Here is a 13,081-nt window from a genome sequence, read left to right as displayed (position 1 = left end):
AAATCTCAGTTTGAAAGGATTTCTCTGGCGCGTTCGAGATCTTCCGGCGTGTCGACGCCGAGCGGCAGCGACTGGACGATCTCGGCGTCGATGCGCATGCCGGCTTCCAGCGCCCGCAATTGCTCCAGCCGCTCGCGCCGCTCCAGCGGCGACGGCTTCAGGGCGACGAAGCGCTCGAGCGCCGAGCGCCGATAGGCGTAAAGGCCGATGTGATGATACAGCGGCCCCTCGCCCCAGGGCGCTGTGGCGCGGGTGAAATAGAGCGCCCTGAGCCGCGTCGCCGACAGCGGCGACCCGACGATCTTGACGACGTTCGGATTGGTCTTTTCCTCGTCGCGGACGATCTCTACACCGAGCGTGGCGATGTCGACCGATGCGTTCTCGAAAGGCTTTAGCGCCGCGCCGATGATCTCAGGCTCGATCGTCGGCAGATCGCCCTGGACATTGACGATGGTTTCGACCTTGCGGTCGGGGTCGATGACGGTCAGCGCCTCGAAGATGCGGTCGGAGCCGGATTGGTGATCGTCTCGGGTCATGACCGCCTCGAAACCGTGCGAACGCACCGCTTCCGCCACGGCTTCGCTATCCGTCGCCACCACAACCCGCCCAAGCCCGGCCTCGGCGCCGCGGCGGGCGACCTGCACGATCATCGGCGCGCCGGCAATGTCGGCCAGCGGCTTGCCCGGCAGGCGGGTCGAGGCCATGCGGGCCGGGATGAGGATGAGCGTGGACATCGAGGTTGTGGGGCGTTGGAAAAGCGGATGGGAAAGTGGCAAAAGGTCTCACTGGAAGCGCCCTTATAGGTGTTGCAACGCCAGAGCAAAAGACCTAGTTTCCGCCCGATTTGACCGCCCCAGCTGGGCGGGCCACGATACCGACGGACGGAGTGGACGGTCGGTCCGCCGGAAAAGGGAGCAAGGGGCGCATGGATTCCAACGAAGTCAACAAGCTGCTCGCCGGATTCCTTGGCACCTGTTTCATCGTCTTTTCCGTCGGCATCGTCTCCGACGCGCTGTTTGCTTCGCCCGCGCCCGAAAAGCCCGGCTTCGCCATCGAGGCGACCGAGCCCGCCGAAGGCGGCGCGGCTGGCCCGGCGGCGGAAGCCAAGCCGATCGCCGATCTTTTAGCCACCGCCAATGCCGAGGCGGGCGCTGCCGTGTTCAAGAAATGCCAGGCTTGCCATACCGGCGAAAAGGGCGGCCCGAACAAGGTTGGCCCCGACCTTTGGGATCTTGTCGACCGCCCGGTGGCCGAGCATGAGGGCTTTGCCTATTCGGCCGGCATGAAGGATTTCTCCAAGGGCGGCGCCGAGAAGTGGACCTACGACAACCTCAACCACTTCCTCCTTTCGCCGAAGAAGTTCGTGAAGGGCACGGCAATGGGTTTCGCCGGCCTGGCGAAGGATGAGGACCGCGCCAACGTCATCGCCTATCTGCGTACGCTGTCCGACAATCCAAAGCCGCTGCCGGCGCCAGGTGCCGCCGCCGACGCAACCGCGCCGGCCAAGCCCGCCGAAGGTGCGGCACCGGCAGCACCGGCGCCAGCCGCTCCGGCAAAGCCGGCCGAAGGTGCAGCACCCGCCAAATAATAACGAATTTGTCATGCGGACATTCACAGAAAAGCCGGGTTCAGCCCGGCTTTTCTGTTAGGAAAACCGCATATGCGGCGACAAAGCCCGACCATTGCGGTTTTCATGGGCGTCAAATGATCTAGATTGCCTGTGGACGTGCATCGCAAAGAGGAGAACGCATGACGGTTGGCCGAACGCTTCTCAAATCCATGCTGGTCGCGACCGCCCTTGCCGGCGGCCTGCAGGCGGCCTTCTCGGATGAATGGCGCACCACCTCTTCGCTGATCGGCCCGTCCAAATACGGCGACAATTTCCAGCACTACGACTACGTCAATCCCGACGCGCCCAAGGGCGGCACCTACAACTCGGTCCAGCTTGGCACGTTCGACAGCTTCAACCCCTACATCGTGCAGGGGTCGCCGGCGGCCGGCCTCGTACCCTTCGGTGGCGGCCTGCTCTACGACACGCTGATGGATCAGGCGACCGACGAAGGCAGCGTCAGCCACCCGCTGATTGCCGACGCCTACAAATACCCGGCCGATTATTCTTCGGCGACCTATCGGCTGGATCCGCGGGCAAAATGGCATGACGGCCAGCCGATCACCGTCGACGACGTGATCTGGTCGTTCCAGGTGCTGAAGGCCAACAGCCCGCAATACAGCCGCTATTTCGAGAACGTCACCGATGCGGTCGCTGTCTCGGACCGCGAGGTCGAATTCCATTTCAACCAGAAAGGCAACCGCGAGCTGCCGAAAATCCTCGGCGACCTCGCCGTGCTGCCCAAACACTGGTGGGAAGGCACCGACGCCAACGGCAAGAAGCGCGACGTCACCAAACCGACGCTGGAAGTGCCAATCGGCTCCGCCGCCTACAAGATCGCCAGCTTCAAGCCGGGTTCGGAAATCGTCTGGCAGCGCGTGCCCGACTATTGGGGCGTCAAGCTGCCGGTGAAGATCGGCCGCGAGAATTTCGACACCCAGCGCTTCACCTACATCCTCGACGACAACGCCGCCTGGCAGGCTTTCACCAAGGGCGGATTTGACGACATCAAGCCGGAAAACAGTTCGAAGCGCTGGAAGACATTCTATGATTTTCCGGCGGTCAAGGCCGGCGATGTCATCAAGCAGGAATTCAAGACCACATCGCCCGAGCCGATGCAGGCTTTCATGCTCAACCAGAGGCGTCCGCTCTTTCAAGATCGTCTGGTGCGCGCCGCGCTGACCTATCCCTTCGACTTCGAGACGATGAACCGCACGCTGTTCTACGGTTTCAACACCCGTACCCAAAGCTATTTCCAGGGCACGGAGCTGGCCTCAAGCGGCCTGCCGCAAGGCAAGGAACTGGAAATCCTGGAAAAGTACCGCGACAAGCTGCCGCCGGAACTGTTCACGCAGGAATTCAAGCTGCCGGTCTACGATTCACCGCAAGCAGAACGGAAGTATCTGAAGCAGGCCGTCGACCTGTTCGCCAAGGCCGGTTGGGTGATCAAGGGCGGCAAGATGGTCAACGCCAAGACCGGTGAGCCGTTCAAGTTCGAGATCCTCGGCACGAACGACACGGACCAGGTCATCTCCAGCCCGTACATCGCCAATCTGCGCAAGATCGGCGTCGACGCTACGCTACGAATGATCGACCAGACCCAGTACATCAACCGCGTCAACCATTTCGATTACGACGTCGTCATCGGGCAGCTTGGGCAGTCGGAATCACCTGGGAATGAACAGCGCGACTTCTGGAGCTCGAAGGCCGCCGATACGCCGGGATCGCGCAATTACTCCGGCATCAAGAACCCGGTCGTCGACGCCCTTGTCGACCGCATCATCTTCGCCACCGACCGGGACGATTTGGTCGCGGCCACCCATGCGCTCGATCGGGTGCTTTTGTGGAACTACTATGTCGTGCCGCAATACTATCGGGCCGTTGTGTGGCTCGCCTATTGGAACAAGTTCGGCATTCCGGAAAAGCAGCCGGGTTACAGGGGTGCCGACACCGATTCCTGGTGGATCGATCCCGAGAAGGAAAAGGCGCTGGCCGCGAAATACAAGGGCAGCAATTGATGGGGCGGCAATTTATGGCGACCCGCCGCGACGTCCTGGCGCTTAGCGCCGCGGCCAGCGCGGCGGCGCTGCTGCCCGGCCGCGCCTTCGCCGCCATTCCGACCGGCGTCAAGATGCACGGCCTGTCGGCTTTCGGTGACCTCAAATACAAGCCTGATTTTGCCCATTTCGACTATGTCAATGTCGATGCGCCGCAAGGCGGCACCTTCAACTTCTCGCCGCCCAACTGGGGCTATAATCAGAACACAGAGACCTTCAACACGCTGAATTCCTTCACACCGAAGGGCGACGCGCCGCCACGCATGGGGATGTGCTTCGATTCGCTGATGGCCAGGGCGCTGGACGAGCCGGACGCCATCTACGGCCTGATTGCCGACGGCGTGACCATTTCGGACGACCGCAAGAACTTCGAATTCTCGCTCCGGTCCGAGGCGCGCTTCCACGACGGCACGTCGCTGACCGCCGAGGACGCGGCCTTTACCTTCAAGCTGTTCAAGGAAAAGGGTCATCCCGACCTGTCATTGTCGCTGACGCATCTGGAGGATGCGGTCGCTGTCGATCCGCGCACGCTCAGGCTTAGCTTTTCCGGCAAGCACTCCGTTCGCACCATCCTCAACGTCGCCGAATTCCCGATCCTGTCGAAGGCCTTCTACAGCGCTAATCCCTTCGATTCCTCGCAACTGAACCCTCCGCTCGGCTGCGGCGCCTACAAGGTCGGGCGGTGGTCGGCGGGGTCGTGGATCGAATATGAACGTGTCGCCGACTATTGGGGCAAGGATCTCCCGGTCAATCGCGGCCAGAACAATTTCGATCGCATCCGCATCGAGTTCTACCAGGACCGCACCGCCGGTTTCGAGGCTTTCAAGAAGGGCGAGATCCTCTACCGGGAGGAGTTCACCTCGCGGGTCTGGGCGACGGCCTATGACTTTCCGGCCTTCACTGCCGGCAAGGTGGTCAAGCACGAATTTCCCGCTGAAACAGTCCCTTCCATGCAGGCCACCGCCGTCAACCAGCGGCGCGAGCAGTTTCGCGACGCGCGTGTGAGGCAGGCGATTGCGCTCTGCTTCGACTTCGAATGGACACGGCGCAACTTCTTCTACGGTTCCTACGAGCGCTCGCAATCCTGCTTCGAGAAGTCGGACTATCGCGCCGAAGGCATGCCTTCGCCTGAAGAACTCGCTCTGCTGGAGCCGCTGCGTGACAAGCTGCCGCCGGAGACCTTCGGCGAGGCGGTGACGCAGCCTGCCTCGGACGGCTCAGGGCGGGATCGCAAGATGCTGGGGAAGGCCGCGAAACTTCTCGCCGAGGCAGGCTGGAAACGTTCCGGCGATTTCGCTGTCAACGAAAAGGGCGGGCGGCTGTCAGCCGAATTCCTCGTCGACGACGACACCTTCGTGAAGGTCTATTCGCCCTGGATCGCCAACATGAGGGCGGTCGGCATCGACGCCACGATAAGACTGGTCGATCCAGCGCAATATCAGCTCAGGCAGTCGACCTTCGATTTCGACCTGATCTCGGTCGCCTTCTCGTTTTCGGCGACACCGACTCGAGATGATCTCGAAATCTTCTTCCATTCGAGCACGGCGACAGTGTCCGGGTCGCGCAATCTTCCCGGCATATCGAGCCCCGCCATCGACGTACTGATCGACGCGGTTGGCGCCGCCAAGGACCGCGAAAGCCTGACCGTTGCAATGCGGGCACTCGATCGGGCCTTGCGTGCGCGGCGCGATTGGATTCCAAGTTGGTTCCTGGCGAATCACCGAAGCGCCTATTGGGACATGTTCGGCTTTCCCGAGCAAAAACCCGATTTCGGCTTTCCGGTCGAAGCGCTGTGGTGGTTCGACAAGGGCAAGGCGGCAAAAATTGGCAAAGCCTGACATTCCAGTTCGCGCAGGGCCGGCAGCCTGATGGGCGCCTATATACTCCGCCGCATCCTTCTGATGATCCCGACACTGTTCGGCATCATGGCGATATCGTTCGCCGTCATCCAGTTCGCGCCCGGCGGGCCGGTCGAACAGGTCATCGCCAGGCTGACCAACCAGGGTGGCAGCGACCGGCTCGGTGGTGGCGGTGGCGATGCCAGCGGCAGCAATGTCGATGTGGCCGGAGACGTCAGCTCGAAATATCGCGGCGCGCAGGGGCTCGACCCCGAATTCATCAAGAAGCTGGAAAAGCAGTTCGGCTTCGACAAGCCGCCGCTCGAGCGCTTCGGCATGATGCTGTGGAACTATGCGCGCTTCGATTTCGGCGACAGCTATTTCCGAGACATTTCGGTGCTCGACCTGATCCTGGAAAAGATGCCGGTGTCGATTTCGATCGGATTGTGGATCACGCTTCTGTCCTACCTGATCTCGATCCCGCTCGGCATCCGCAAGGCGGTCAAGGACGGCTCGACCTTCGACGTCTGGACCAGCGGGGTGGTGATCGTCGGCTATGCCATTCCCGGCTTCCTGTTTGGCATCATGCTGATGGTGCTGTTTGCCGGCGGATCCTTCTGGGACTGGTTTCCGTTGCGCGGCCTCACCTCCGACAATTGGGATCAGCTGTCCTGGTCAGGCAAGATCGTCGACTATTTCTGGCACATGACCTTGCCGCTGACGGCGCTGGTGCTGTCGGCCTTCGCGACGACGACACTTTTGACCAAGAACTCGTTCCTCGAGGAGATCCGCAAGCAGTATGTGGTGACCGCGCGCGCCAAGGGCCTGTCGGAGCGGAAGGTGCTCTACGGCCATGTCTTCCGCAACGCCATGCTGATCGTCATCGCCGGCTTCCCCGGCGCCTTTATCTCGGCCTTTTTCACCGGCTCTCTGCTGATCGAGAACATCTTCTCGCTCGACGGCCTCGGCCTGCTCGGCTTCAGGTCGGTGGTCGAGCGCGACTATCCGGTGGTGTTCGCCAATCTCTATATCTTCTCGCTGCTTGGCCTGTTCGTCGGCCTGTTGTCGGACCTGATCTACACCTGGGTCGATCCGCGCATCGATTTCGAGCGGAGAGACGTCTGATGGCAGAGGCCGCTGCCGGCACGGCGCCGGAACGGATCGCCCGGCCCTGGCTGTCGCCGCTCAACAAGCGGCGCCTGCAGAACTTCAGGGCCAACCGGCGCGGCTACTGGTCGCTGTGGATCTTCCTGTTCCTGTTCGTGCTGTCGCTGTTTTCCGAATTGATCGCCAACGACAAGCCGATCATCGCTTCCTACAAGGGCGAGATCCTGTTTCCGGTTCTGGTCGCCTATCCGGAAGAGAAGTTCGGCGGATTCTACGCGGTCACCGATTATCGCGATCCGGTCATCCAGGACGAGATCAACGCCAATGGCTGGATGATCTGGCCGCCGGTGCGCTACTCCTACCAGACCGTCAACAACGCCATCCCGGAGGCAGCACCCGCCAAGCCTTCCTGGCAATATGACGCCACGAAGCGCTGCAGCCAGTATCCACAAGGTGCTGCCGACCCCAATTGCATCGTCGGCAACTGGAACTGGCTGGGCACTGACGACCAGGCGCGCGACGTGCTGGCGCGCGTGATCTACGGGTTCAGGATCTCGGTGCTGTTCGGCCTGATCCTGACCTTCGGTTCGGCGCTGATCGGCGTCGCGGCCGGCGCCGTGCAAGGCTATTTCGGCGGCTGGACCGACCTTCTGTTCCAGCGCTTCATCGAAATCTGGTCGGCGATCCCGGTGCTCTATCTGCTGCTCATCGTCGCCGCCATCCTGCCGCCCGGCTTCTTCATCCTGCTTGGGCTGATGCTGTTGTTCTCCTGGGTGGCGCTGGTCGGCGTGGTCAGGGCCGAGTTCCTGCGCGCTCGCAACTTCGAATATGTCAACGCGGCGCGCGCGCTCGGCGTGCGCAACCTCACCATAATGTTCCGCCATCTTTTGCCCAACGCCATGGTGGCGACGCTGACCTTCCTGCCGTTCCTGCTCAGCGGATCTATCTCGACGCTGACCTCGCTCGATTATCTCGGCTTCGGCCTGCCGCCCGGCTCCGCCTCGCTCGGCGAATTGCTAAAGCAGGCGCAGCGCAACCTCAACGCGCCATGGCTCGGCATTTCCGGCTTCGTCGTCATCTCGCTGATGCTGTCGCTGCTGGTCTTCGTCGGTGAGGCGACGCGCGACGCCTTCGACCCGCGCAAGACGTTCAAATGAGCGACGCCCTGCTCTCCGTCCGCGGCCTCAGCGTCGCCTTCGCGCAAGGTGGCAGCCAGTCGATGGCCGTCGACCACATCTCCTTCGACATCGCCAAGGGCGAGACGGTGGCGCTGGTCGGCGAGTCCGGCTCCGGCAAGTCGGTCTCGGCGCTGTCGGTTCTGAAGCTGCTGCCCTATCCGAGCGCCAGCCACCCGTCGGGAAAGATCCTGTTCCATGGTGCCGACCTGCTTGCCATGGGCGAGAAGCAGCTTCGCCAGGTGCGCGGCAACAAGATCACCATGATCTTCCAGGAGCCGATGACCTCGCTCAATCCGCTGCACACGATCGAGCAGCAGATCGTCGAAGTGCTGAAGCTGCACCAGGGCCTCGGCGACCGCCAGGCCAGGGCACGCACCCTGGAACTGCTCAACGAGGTCGGCATCCGCGAGCCGCAGAAGCGGCTCGACGCCTATCCGCACCAGCTGTCTGGCGGCCAGCGCCAGCGCGTCATGATCGCCATGGCTTTGGCCAACGAGCCGGAGCTTTTGATCGCCGACGAGCCAACGACGGCGCTCGACGTCACCGTGCAGGCGCAGATCCTCGAACTGCTGGCGGGGCTGAAGAGCCGCAAGGGCATGTCGATGCTGTTCATCACTCACGATCTCGGCATCGTCAGGAAGATCGCCGACCGGGTCTGCGTGATGACCAAGGGCAAGATCGTCGAGACCGGACCGACCAAGGATATCTTTGCGAACCCGCAGCACGCCTATACCAAGCATTTGCTGGCCGCCGAGCCGAAGGGCAAGCCGCCGGCCGCCAACGCGACCGCCAAGCCGGTGATGACGGGCAGCGACATAAAGGTCTGGTTTCCGATCAAGAAGGGCTTCTTCCGCCGCACCGTCGACAATGTGAAGGCGGTCGACGGCATCGACGTCACCGTGCGCGCCGGTCAGACGCTCGGCGTCGTCGGCGAATCCGGCTCGGGCAAGACGACACTCGGCCTGGCGCTGGCCAGGATGATCTCGTCGACCGGAACCATCCAGTTCAACGGTCGCGACATCAACCAGCTGTCCTTCAACGCCATGCGGCCGCTCCGGCGCGAGTTGCAGATCGTCTTCCAGGATCCGTTCGGCTCGCTCAGCCCGCGCATGTCGGTGTCCGAGATCATCGAGGAAGGGCTGAAGATTCACGAGCCGAAACTGTCGCCGGACCAGCGTGACGAGCGCGTCGTCGACGTATTGAAGGAGGTTGGGCTCGATCCGGCCACCCGCAACCGCTATCCGCACGAATTCTCCGGCGGCCAGCGTCAGCGCGTCGCCATCGCGCGCGCCATGGTGCTCAACCCTCGCTTCGTCATGCTGGACGAGCCGACCTCGGCGCTCGACATGAGCGTTCAGGCGCAGGTCGTCGACCTGCTGCGCAGCCTGCAGGCCAAGCATGATCTGGCCTATCTGTTCATCAGCCACGATCTGAAAGTCATCCGCGCGCTTGCCAACGACGTCATCGTCATGCGCAATGGCCAAATTGTCGAAGCCGGGCCTTCCGAACAGATTTTTGGAAACCCGCAAACCGACTATACTCGGGCGCTGATATCGGCCGCGTTCAGAATAGAGACCGCGCCGGCCGGCATCGTCAGCGAGTAGGCTGAAGCAACAGGGAAAACATCCGCAGATGGAAAAAGGCCGTATCCTGCTTGCCGTCACCGGCTTTCATCCGCAGCGCTGGCGCGAGCTGCTGTCGGCCGAGCGCGAGGTCGTGCTCGAGCCGGACGGGGCCAGCGATCCCTCGATCAGCTACGCGGTGGTGTGGAAGCAGAAGCCGAACCTCTTGTCGAAACTGCCCAATCTGCGCGCCATCTTCTCGATCGGCGCCGGCGTCGACCATATCTTCGCCGACCCAGGCCTGCCGGACGTGCCGATCGTCAAGGTCGTCGCCGACAACCTCACCCAATACATGACCGAGTATGTCGTCTGGCGCGTGCTCGACCATCACCGTCAGGGCGCGCTCTACCGCGCGCAGCAGCGGAAGAAAACCTGGCATGAGCCGCCGCAGCGGCCGGCCGGCGACATCTCCGTCGGCATCATGGGGCTCGGCAATCTCGGCCGCGCGGCGGCCTCGGTGCTTTTGTCGCTCGGCTTTGCCGTCAATGGCTGGTCGCGCAGCGAGCACCCGATGAAGGGCGTGTCCACCTATGCGGGCGATGCCGGGCTGATCCCGTTCCTCAACGCCACGGACATGTTGGTGGTGCTCTTGCCGCTAACCGCCCAGACGCAAGGCATCGTCAACTACAATCTCCTGAAGGAGCTCAGGAAGCGCAACGGCCTCGGCGGCTCGGTGCTGGTCAATGCCGGGCGCGGACGGCTGCAGAAGGACGCAGACATCTTGCGCGCGCTGGAGGATGGGACGCTGAAGGAAGCCAGCCTCGACGTGTTCGAGGTCGAGCCGCTGCCCAAGACCAGCCCGCTTTGGGCGCATCCAAAAGTGTTCGTCACGCCGCATGCGGCGGCGACGTCCGACCCTGTCCATCTGGTGCCGATCATGCTGCGGCAGATGGCGGCTTACGAGCGCGGCGAAAAACTAGAGAATCTGGTGGATCGCAAGGCGGGTTACTGAGGCTTCGCCTTCAACCAGTTTTAGCGCCCGGCAGGGCGAAGGTTTCTTTCTTCTTCGGCTTGCCGCAGTCGCGGCGCTCGATCGACCGGCTCATGGCGTCGATCTCGCCGCTGGCCTTGTCGCTATCGCGCTTGGCCTTGGAGCGCATGTCGGGCGTGAACGGGCCGAAGCCCATCGCGGGATTGGAGAAGGTCGGCTTCGCGGTCGTCGGAAGCTTGTATTGCTGCGCCAACCCATTGCGCTGCGCCAGCAACTGGTCGCAAGGCACGTTGTCATATTGCAGCGAGGACTGGACATTTTCGTCCTGGCGTTCCGCCATCGAAGTGCCACCAACGCAACCGGCCATTGCCAGGCAAGATGCCAAAACCACCAAGTTCCAGCGCATGGGATCTGCTCCGTATCGAGTATCGCCCACAAATCAGCCCGTTTCGCGAGCCGGCACGAGTGATGCAGGCGCGGACCGAAAAAACATAATCACATTTTCAAACAGGAAAAGACGTCAGGTGTTGGCCGGCAGCGCCGCCACGACGGCGAGCCCTTCGACCGGCTGGCTGCGATCCAGCCGGATCACGGTAGGGTCCATCGACAGGACCGAAAAGCCGTTGGCTGCCAGAACCTGCCCGACATAGGCGTGCGAATGCGCGTAGCGGCGTGACGGCTGCAGCGCGAACCCGCCTTCGCCCACCAATGTCTCGACGGAGAAGGCAAACAGGCCGTCGCCGGCAAGCAGGCCGGCGATCCTGCCGATCACGCGCTCGAGCGCGCCGACATAGATGAACACATCGGCCGCCACCACCAGGTCGGCTTTCCGCCCGGCATAGGAAAAGTCCTGCAAATCCGCCTTGGCGAGCAGATCATAGACGCCCTTGGCGCGTGCCTTCTTGAGCATGGCGGCGGAGATGTCGTAGCCCTCCAGCCGGTCGGCCACCGGCCGCAGCCTCTGCCCCATCAGGCCGGTGCCGCAGCCGAGATCGAGTACCAGCCGGAAACGTCCCGGCCTCGCTCTCCGGACGGCCTGGTCGAGAAAGTCGGGCAGCCGGTAGCCGAGCTTGTCGACCAGCGACTCCTCGAAGCTTTCGGCATAGTGGTCGAACAGCATTTCGACGAAGGCGCTGGGCGGTGCCGTGGCGGAGGGCGCCTTGCCGATCAGTTGCAACTTCAGCGCGGCACCCAGCCGGTCCGTCGGCTCCAGCGTCAGCGCCATGGTCCAGGCTTGCGCGGCCTTGTCGGGTGCGGCCGCCTCGTGCATCTCACCGAGACGGAACCAGCCGGCCGCCCATTGCGGCGCCAGTTCCAGCGCGCCAAGCAGCAGTTCGGCCGCCGCTGCCGGCTCGCCGGAGGCGTAAAGCATCTCGGCGAAGTCGGCGCGACGGTCTGCGGTCAAGTCGCCGGACGTGGCCTGGAACGGTTTCATGGCGAAAGGATCCTGCCGGCAGGATATAATCGGCCGCTGGCTGTAGGATGAGTCAGCAGTCTCTTGCAACAGGCTTCCCGCGGCTGAATTAGCAACTATCTTGGCGGGATGCGCGCCAGCGACCTGCTCCATCCCCGGCCGGAAGGCCTCTACTGCCCGCCCGGCGATTTCTTCATCGACCCGGTGCGGCCGGTCAACCGGGCGCTGATCACGCATGGCCATTCCGACCATGCCCGCTCCGGCCATCGCTCGGTGCTGGCGACACAGCAGACGCTCGACATCATGGAGCTGCGCTGCGGCGAGGGTTTTGCCGAAACTGTGCAGGCGGCTGCGCTTGGCGAAACGATGGCGCTCAACGGCGTCTCGGTCACCTTCCATCCGGCTGGCCATGTGCTCGGTTCGGCGCAGATCGCGGTTGAGCATCAGGGGCTGCGCATCGTCGCCTCCGGCGACTACAAACGCCAGAAGGACGCCACCTGCGAGCCGTTCCAACCGGTCCGCTGCGACGTGTTCATCACCGAGGCGACATTCGGCCTGCCGGTGTTTCGGCATCCGCCGGATAGGGAGGAGATCGCGCGATTGCTGAAATCGGCGGCACAGTTTCCCGAACGCTCGCATCTGGTCGGCGCCTATGCGCTCGGCAAGGCGCAGCGCGTCATGCGGCTGCTGCGCGACGCCGGCTACGACAGGCCGATCTACATCCACGGCGCGCTGGCCAAACTCAGCGAATACTACCAGAGCCAGGGCATCGACCTCGGGCAGCTCGATCCGGCAACGGTCGACAGCGGCGGCAAGGACGATTTCGCCGGCGCCATCGTCATCGGCCCGCCCTCGGCCTTCGCCGACCGCTGGGCACGGCGCTTTCCCGATCCGATCTCCTGCTTTGCGTCCGGCTGGATGCGCATCCGCCAGCGCGCCAAGCAAGGCGGTGTCGAGCTGCCGCTGATCATTTCCGACCATGCCGACTGGGACGAACTGACCGCCACGATCAAGGAGACGGGGGCTGAGGAGATCTGGGTGACGCATGGCCGCGAGGAGGCGCTGGTGCGCTGGTGCGAGCTGGAGGGCATTGCGGCACGGCCGCTGCATCTCGTTGGTTATGAGGACGAGGGCGATTGATGATGGCGAAGGGTTTGTCAATCGCGAGAGTCGCGCACTACGGCACCCCCTTCTGGCCTGCCGGCCATCTCCCCCACTTGGGGGCAGATCGGCTATCGTCGCGGCTTTCGCCAATCGCTGACGTTGCGAGATGTGCGACAAGAACGAAACTGCCAATCTCCCCCCTCGTGGGGGAGATGTCCGGC

11 protein-coding genes are annotated in these 13,081 nt (G+C 63.0%); 8 read left to right on the top strand and 3 right to left on the bottom strand.

The window, feature by feature from the left end:
* Positions 1-5 precede the first annotated feature (5 nt).
* Positions 6-734, bottom strand: coding sequence for a 3-deoxy-manno-octulosonate cytidylyltransferase (locus AC04SI_RS02010; protein ID WP_404275225.1), 729 nt, complete (start codon positions 732-734; stop codon positions 6-8).
* A 191-nt stretch (positions 735-925) separates the two neighbouring features.
* Between AC04SI_RS02010 and AC04SI_RS02005 the strand changes: the two genes are divergently transcribed.
* The 7 genes from AC04SI_RS02005 to AC04SI_RS01975 all read left to right on the top strand — a co-directional run bounded on the left by AC04SI_RS02005 (position 926) and on the right by AC04SI_RS01975 (position 10,363).
* Positions 926-1,588 (top strand): c-type cytochrome, encoded by a 663-nt coding sequence (locus AC04SI_RS02005; protein WP_404275223.1) that lies wholly within the window; start codon positions 926-928, stop codon positions 1,586-1,588.
* Positions 1,589-1,749: 161 nt separating this feature from the next.
* Positions 1,750-3,627, top strand: a complete 1,878-nt coding sequence (locus AC04SI_RS02000; RefSeq protein ID WP_404275221.1) for an extracellular solute-binding protein — start codon at positions 1,750-1,752, stop codon at positions 3,625-3,627.
* Between the two features lie 14 nt (positions 3,628-3,641).
* Positions 3,642-5,504 carry an extracellular solute-binding protein gene (locus AC04SI_RS01995; RefSeq protein WP_488473840.1) on the top strand — a complete coding sequence of 621 codons (1,863 nt, stop codon included), beginning with the start codon at positions 3,642-3,644 and terminating at the stop codon, positions 5,502-5,504.
* A gap of 30 nt (positions 5,505-5,534) precedes the next feature.
* Positions 5,535-6,629: a microcin C ABC transporter permease YejB gene (locus AC04SI_RS01990; RefSeq protein ID WP_192179111.1), complete on the top strand. Its 1,095-nt coding sequence runs from the start codon at positions 5,535-5,537 to the stop codon at positions 6,627-6,629.
* Positions 6,629-7,768 (top strand): ABC transporter permease, encoded by a 1,140-nt coding sequence (locus AC04SI_RS01985; RefSeq protein ID WP_192179110.1) that lies wholly within the window; start codon positions 6,629-6,631, stop codon positions 7,766-7,768. Before AC04SI_RS01990 ends, AC04SI_RS01985 begins: the two co-directional genes overlap by 1 nt.
* The gene (locus tag AC04SI_RS01980) at positions 7,765-9,393 is read left to right on the top strand and encodes an ABC transporter ATP-binding protein (RefSeq protein ID WP_404275218.1); all 1,629 of its coding nucleotides are present in this window, start codon (positions 7,765-7,767) and stop codon (positions 9,391-9,393) included. The genes AC04SI_RS01985 and AC04SI_RS01980 overlap by 4 nt, the downstream gene beginning before the upstream one ends.
* A 28-nt stretch (positions 9,394-9,421) precedes the next feature.
* Entirely contained in the window at positions 9,422-10,363 is a 942-nt protein-coding gene (locus tag AC04SI_RS01975) for a 2-hydroxyacid dehydrogenase (RefSeq protein ID WP_404275216.1), read from the top strand.
* A gap of 10 nt (positions 10,364-10,373) precedes the next feature.
* On the opposite strand, the gene AC04SI_RS01970 is transcribed toward AC04SI_RS01975, so the two are convergent.
* Positions 10,374-10,682: a hypothetical protein gene (locus AC04SI_RS01970; RefSeq protein ID WP_404275215.1), complete on the bottom strand. Its 309-nt coding sequence runs from the start codon at positions 10,680-10,682 to the stop codon at positions 10,374-10,376.
* A gap of 180 nt (positions 10,683-10,862) precedes the next feature.
* On the bottom strand, positions 10,863-11,777 hold the full coding sequence (locus AC04SI_RS01965) for a class I SAM-dependent DNA methyltransferase (RefSeq protein ID WP_488473839.1): 915 nt from the start codon (positions 11,775-11,777) through the stop codon (positions 10,863-10,865).
* A 108-nt stretch (positions 11,778-11,885) separates the two neighbouring features.
* Here AC04SI_RS01965 and AC04SI_RS01960 point away from each other — a divergent pair, with 108 nt between their 5' ends.
* Entirely contained in the window at positions 11,886-12,896 is a 1,011-nt protein-coding gene (locus AC04SI_RS01960) for a ligase-associated DNA damage response exonuclease (protein WP_404275212.1), read from the top strand.
* Positions 12,897-13,081 lie beyond the last annotated feature (185 nt).

Source organism: Mesorhizobium sp. CNPSo 4689 (assembly GCF_057784325.1).
This window is presented reverse-complemented; position numbering and strand designations above follow the sequence as displayed.

Coding starts and splice junctions, on each gene's coding strand:
- AC04SI_RS02010 (WP_404275225.1), bottom strand. CDS start 734: ATGTCCACGCTCATCCTCATCCCGGCCCGCATGGCCTCGACCCGCCTG.
- AC04SI_RS02005 (WP_404275223.1), top strand. CDS start 926: ATGGATTCCAACGAAGTCAACAAGCTGCTCGCCGGATTCCTTGGCACC.
- AC04SI_RS02000 (WP_404275221.1), top strand. CDS start 1,750: ATGACGGTTGGCCGAACGCTTCTCAAATCCATGCTGGTCGCGACCGCC.
- AC04SI_RS01995 (WP_488473840.1), top strand. CDS start 3,642: ATGGCGACCCGCCGCGACGTCCTGGCGCTTAGCGCCGCGGCCAGCGCG.
- AC04SI_RS01990 (WP_192179111.1), top strand. CDS start 5,535: ATGGGCGCCTATATACTCCGCCGCATCCTTCTGATGATCCCGACACTG.
- AC04SI_RS01985 (WP_192179110.1), top strand. CDS start 6,629: ATGGCAGAGGCCGCTGCCGGCACGGCGCCGGAACGGATCGCCCGGCCC.
- AC04SI_RS01980 (WP_404275218.1), top strand. CDS start 7,765: ATGAGCGACGCCCTGCTCTCCGTCCGCGGCCTCAGCGTCGCCTTCGCG.
- AC04SI_RS01975 (WP_404275216.1), top strand. CDS start 9,422: ATGGAAAAAGGCCGTATCCTGCTTGCCGTCACCGGCTTTCATCCGCAG.
- AC04SI_RS01970 (WP_404275215.1), bottom strand. CDS start 10,682: ATGGCGGAACGCCAGGACGAAAATGTCCAGTCCTCGCTGCAATATGAC.
- AC04SI_RS01965 (WP_488473839.1), bottom strand. CDS start 11,777: ATGAAACCGTTCCAGGCCACGTCCGGCGACTTGACCGCAGACCGTCGC.
- AC04SI_RS01960 (WP_404275212.1), top strand. CDS start 11,886: ATGCGCGCCAGCGACCTGCTCCATCCCCGGCCGGAAGGCCTCTACTGC.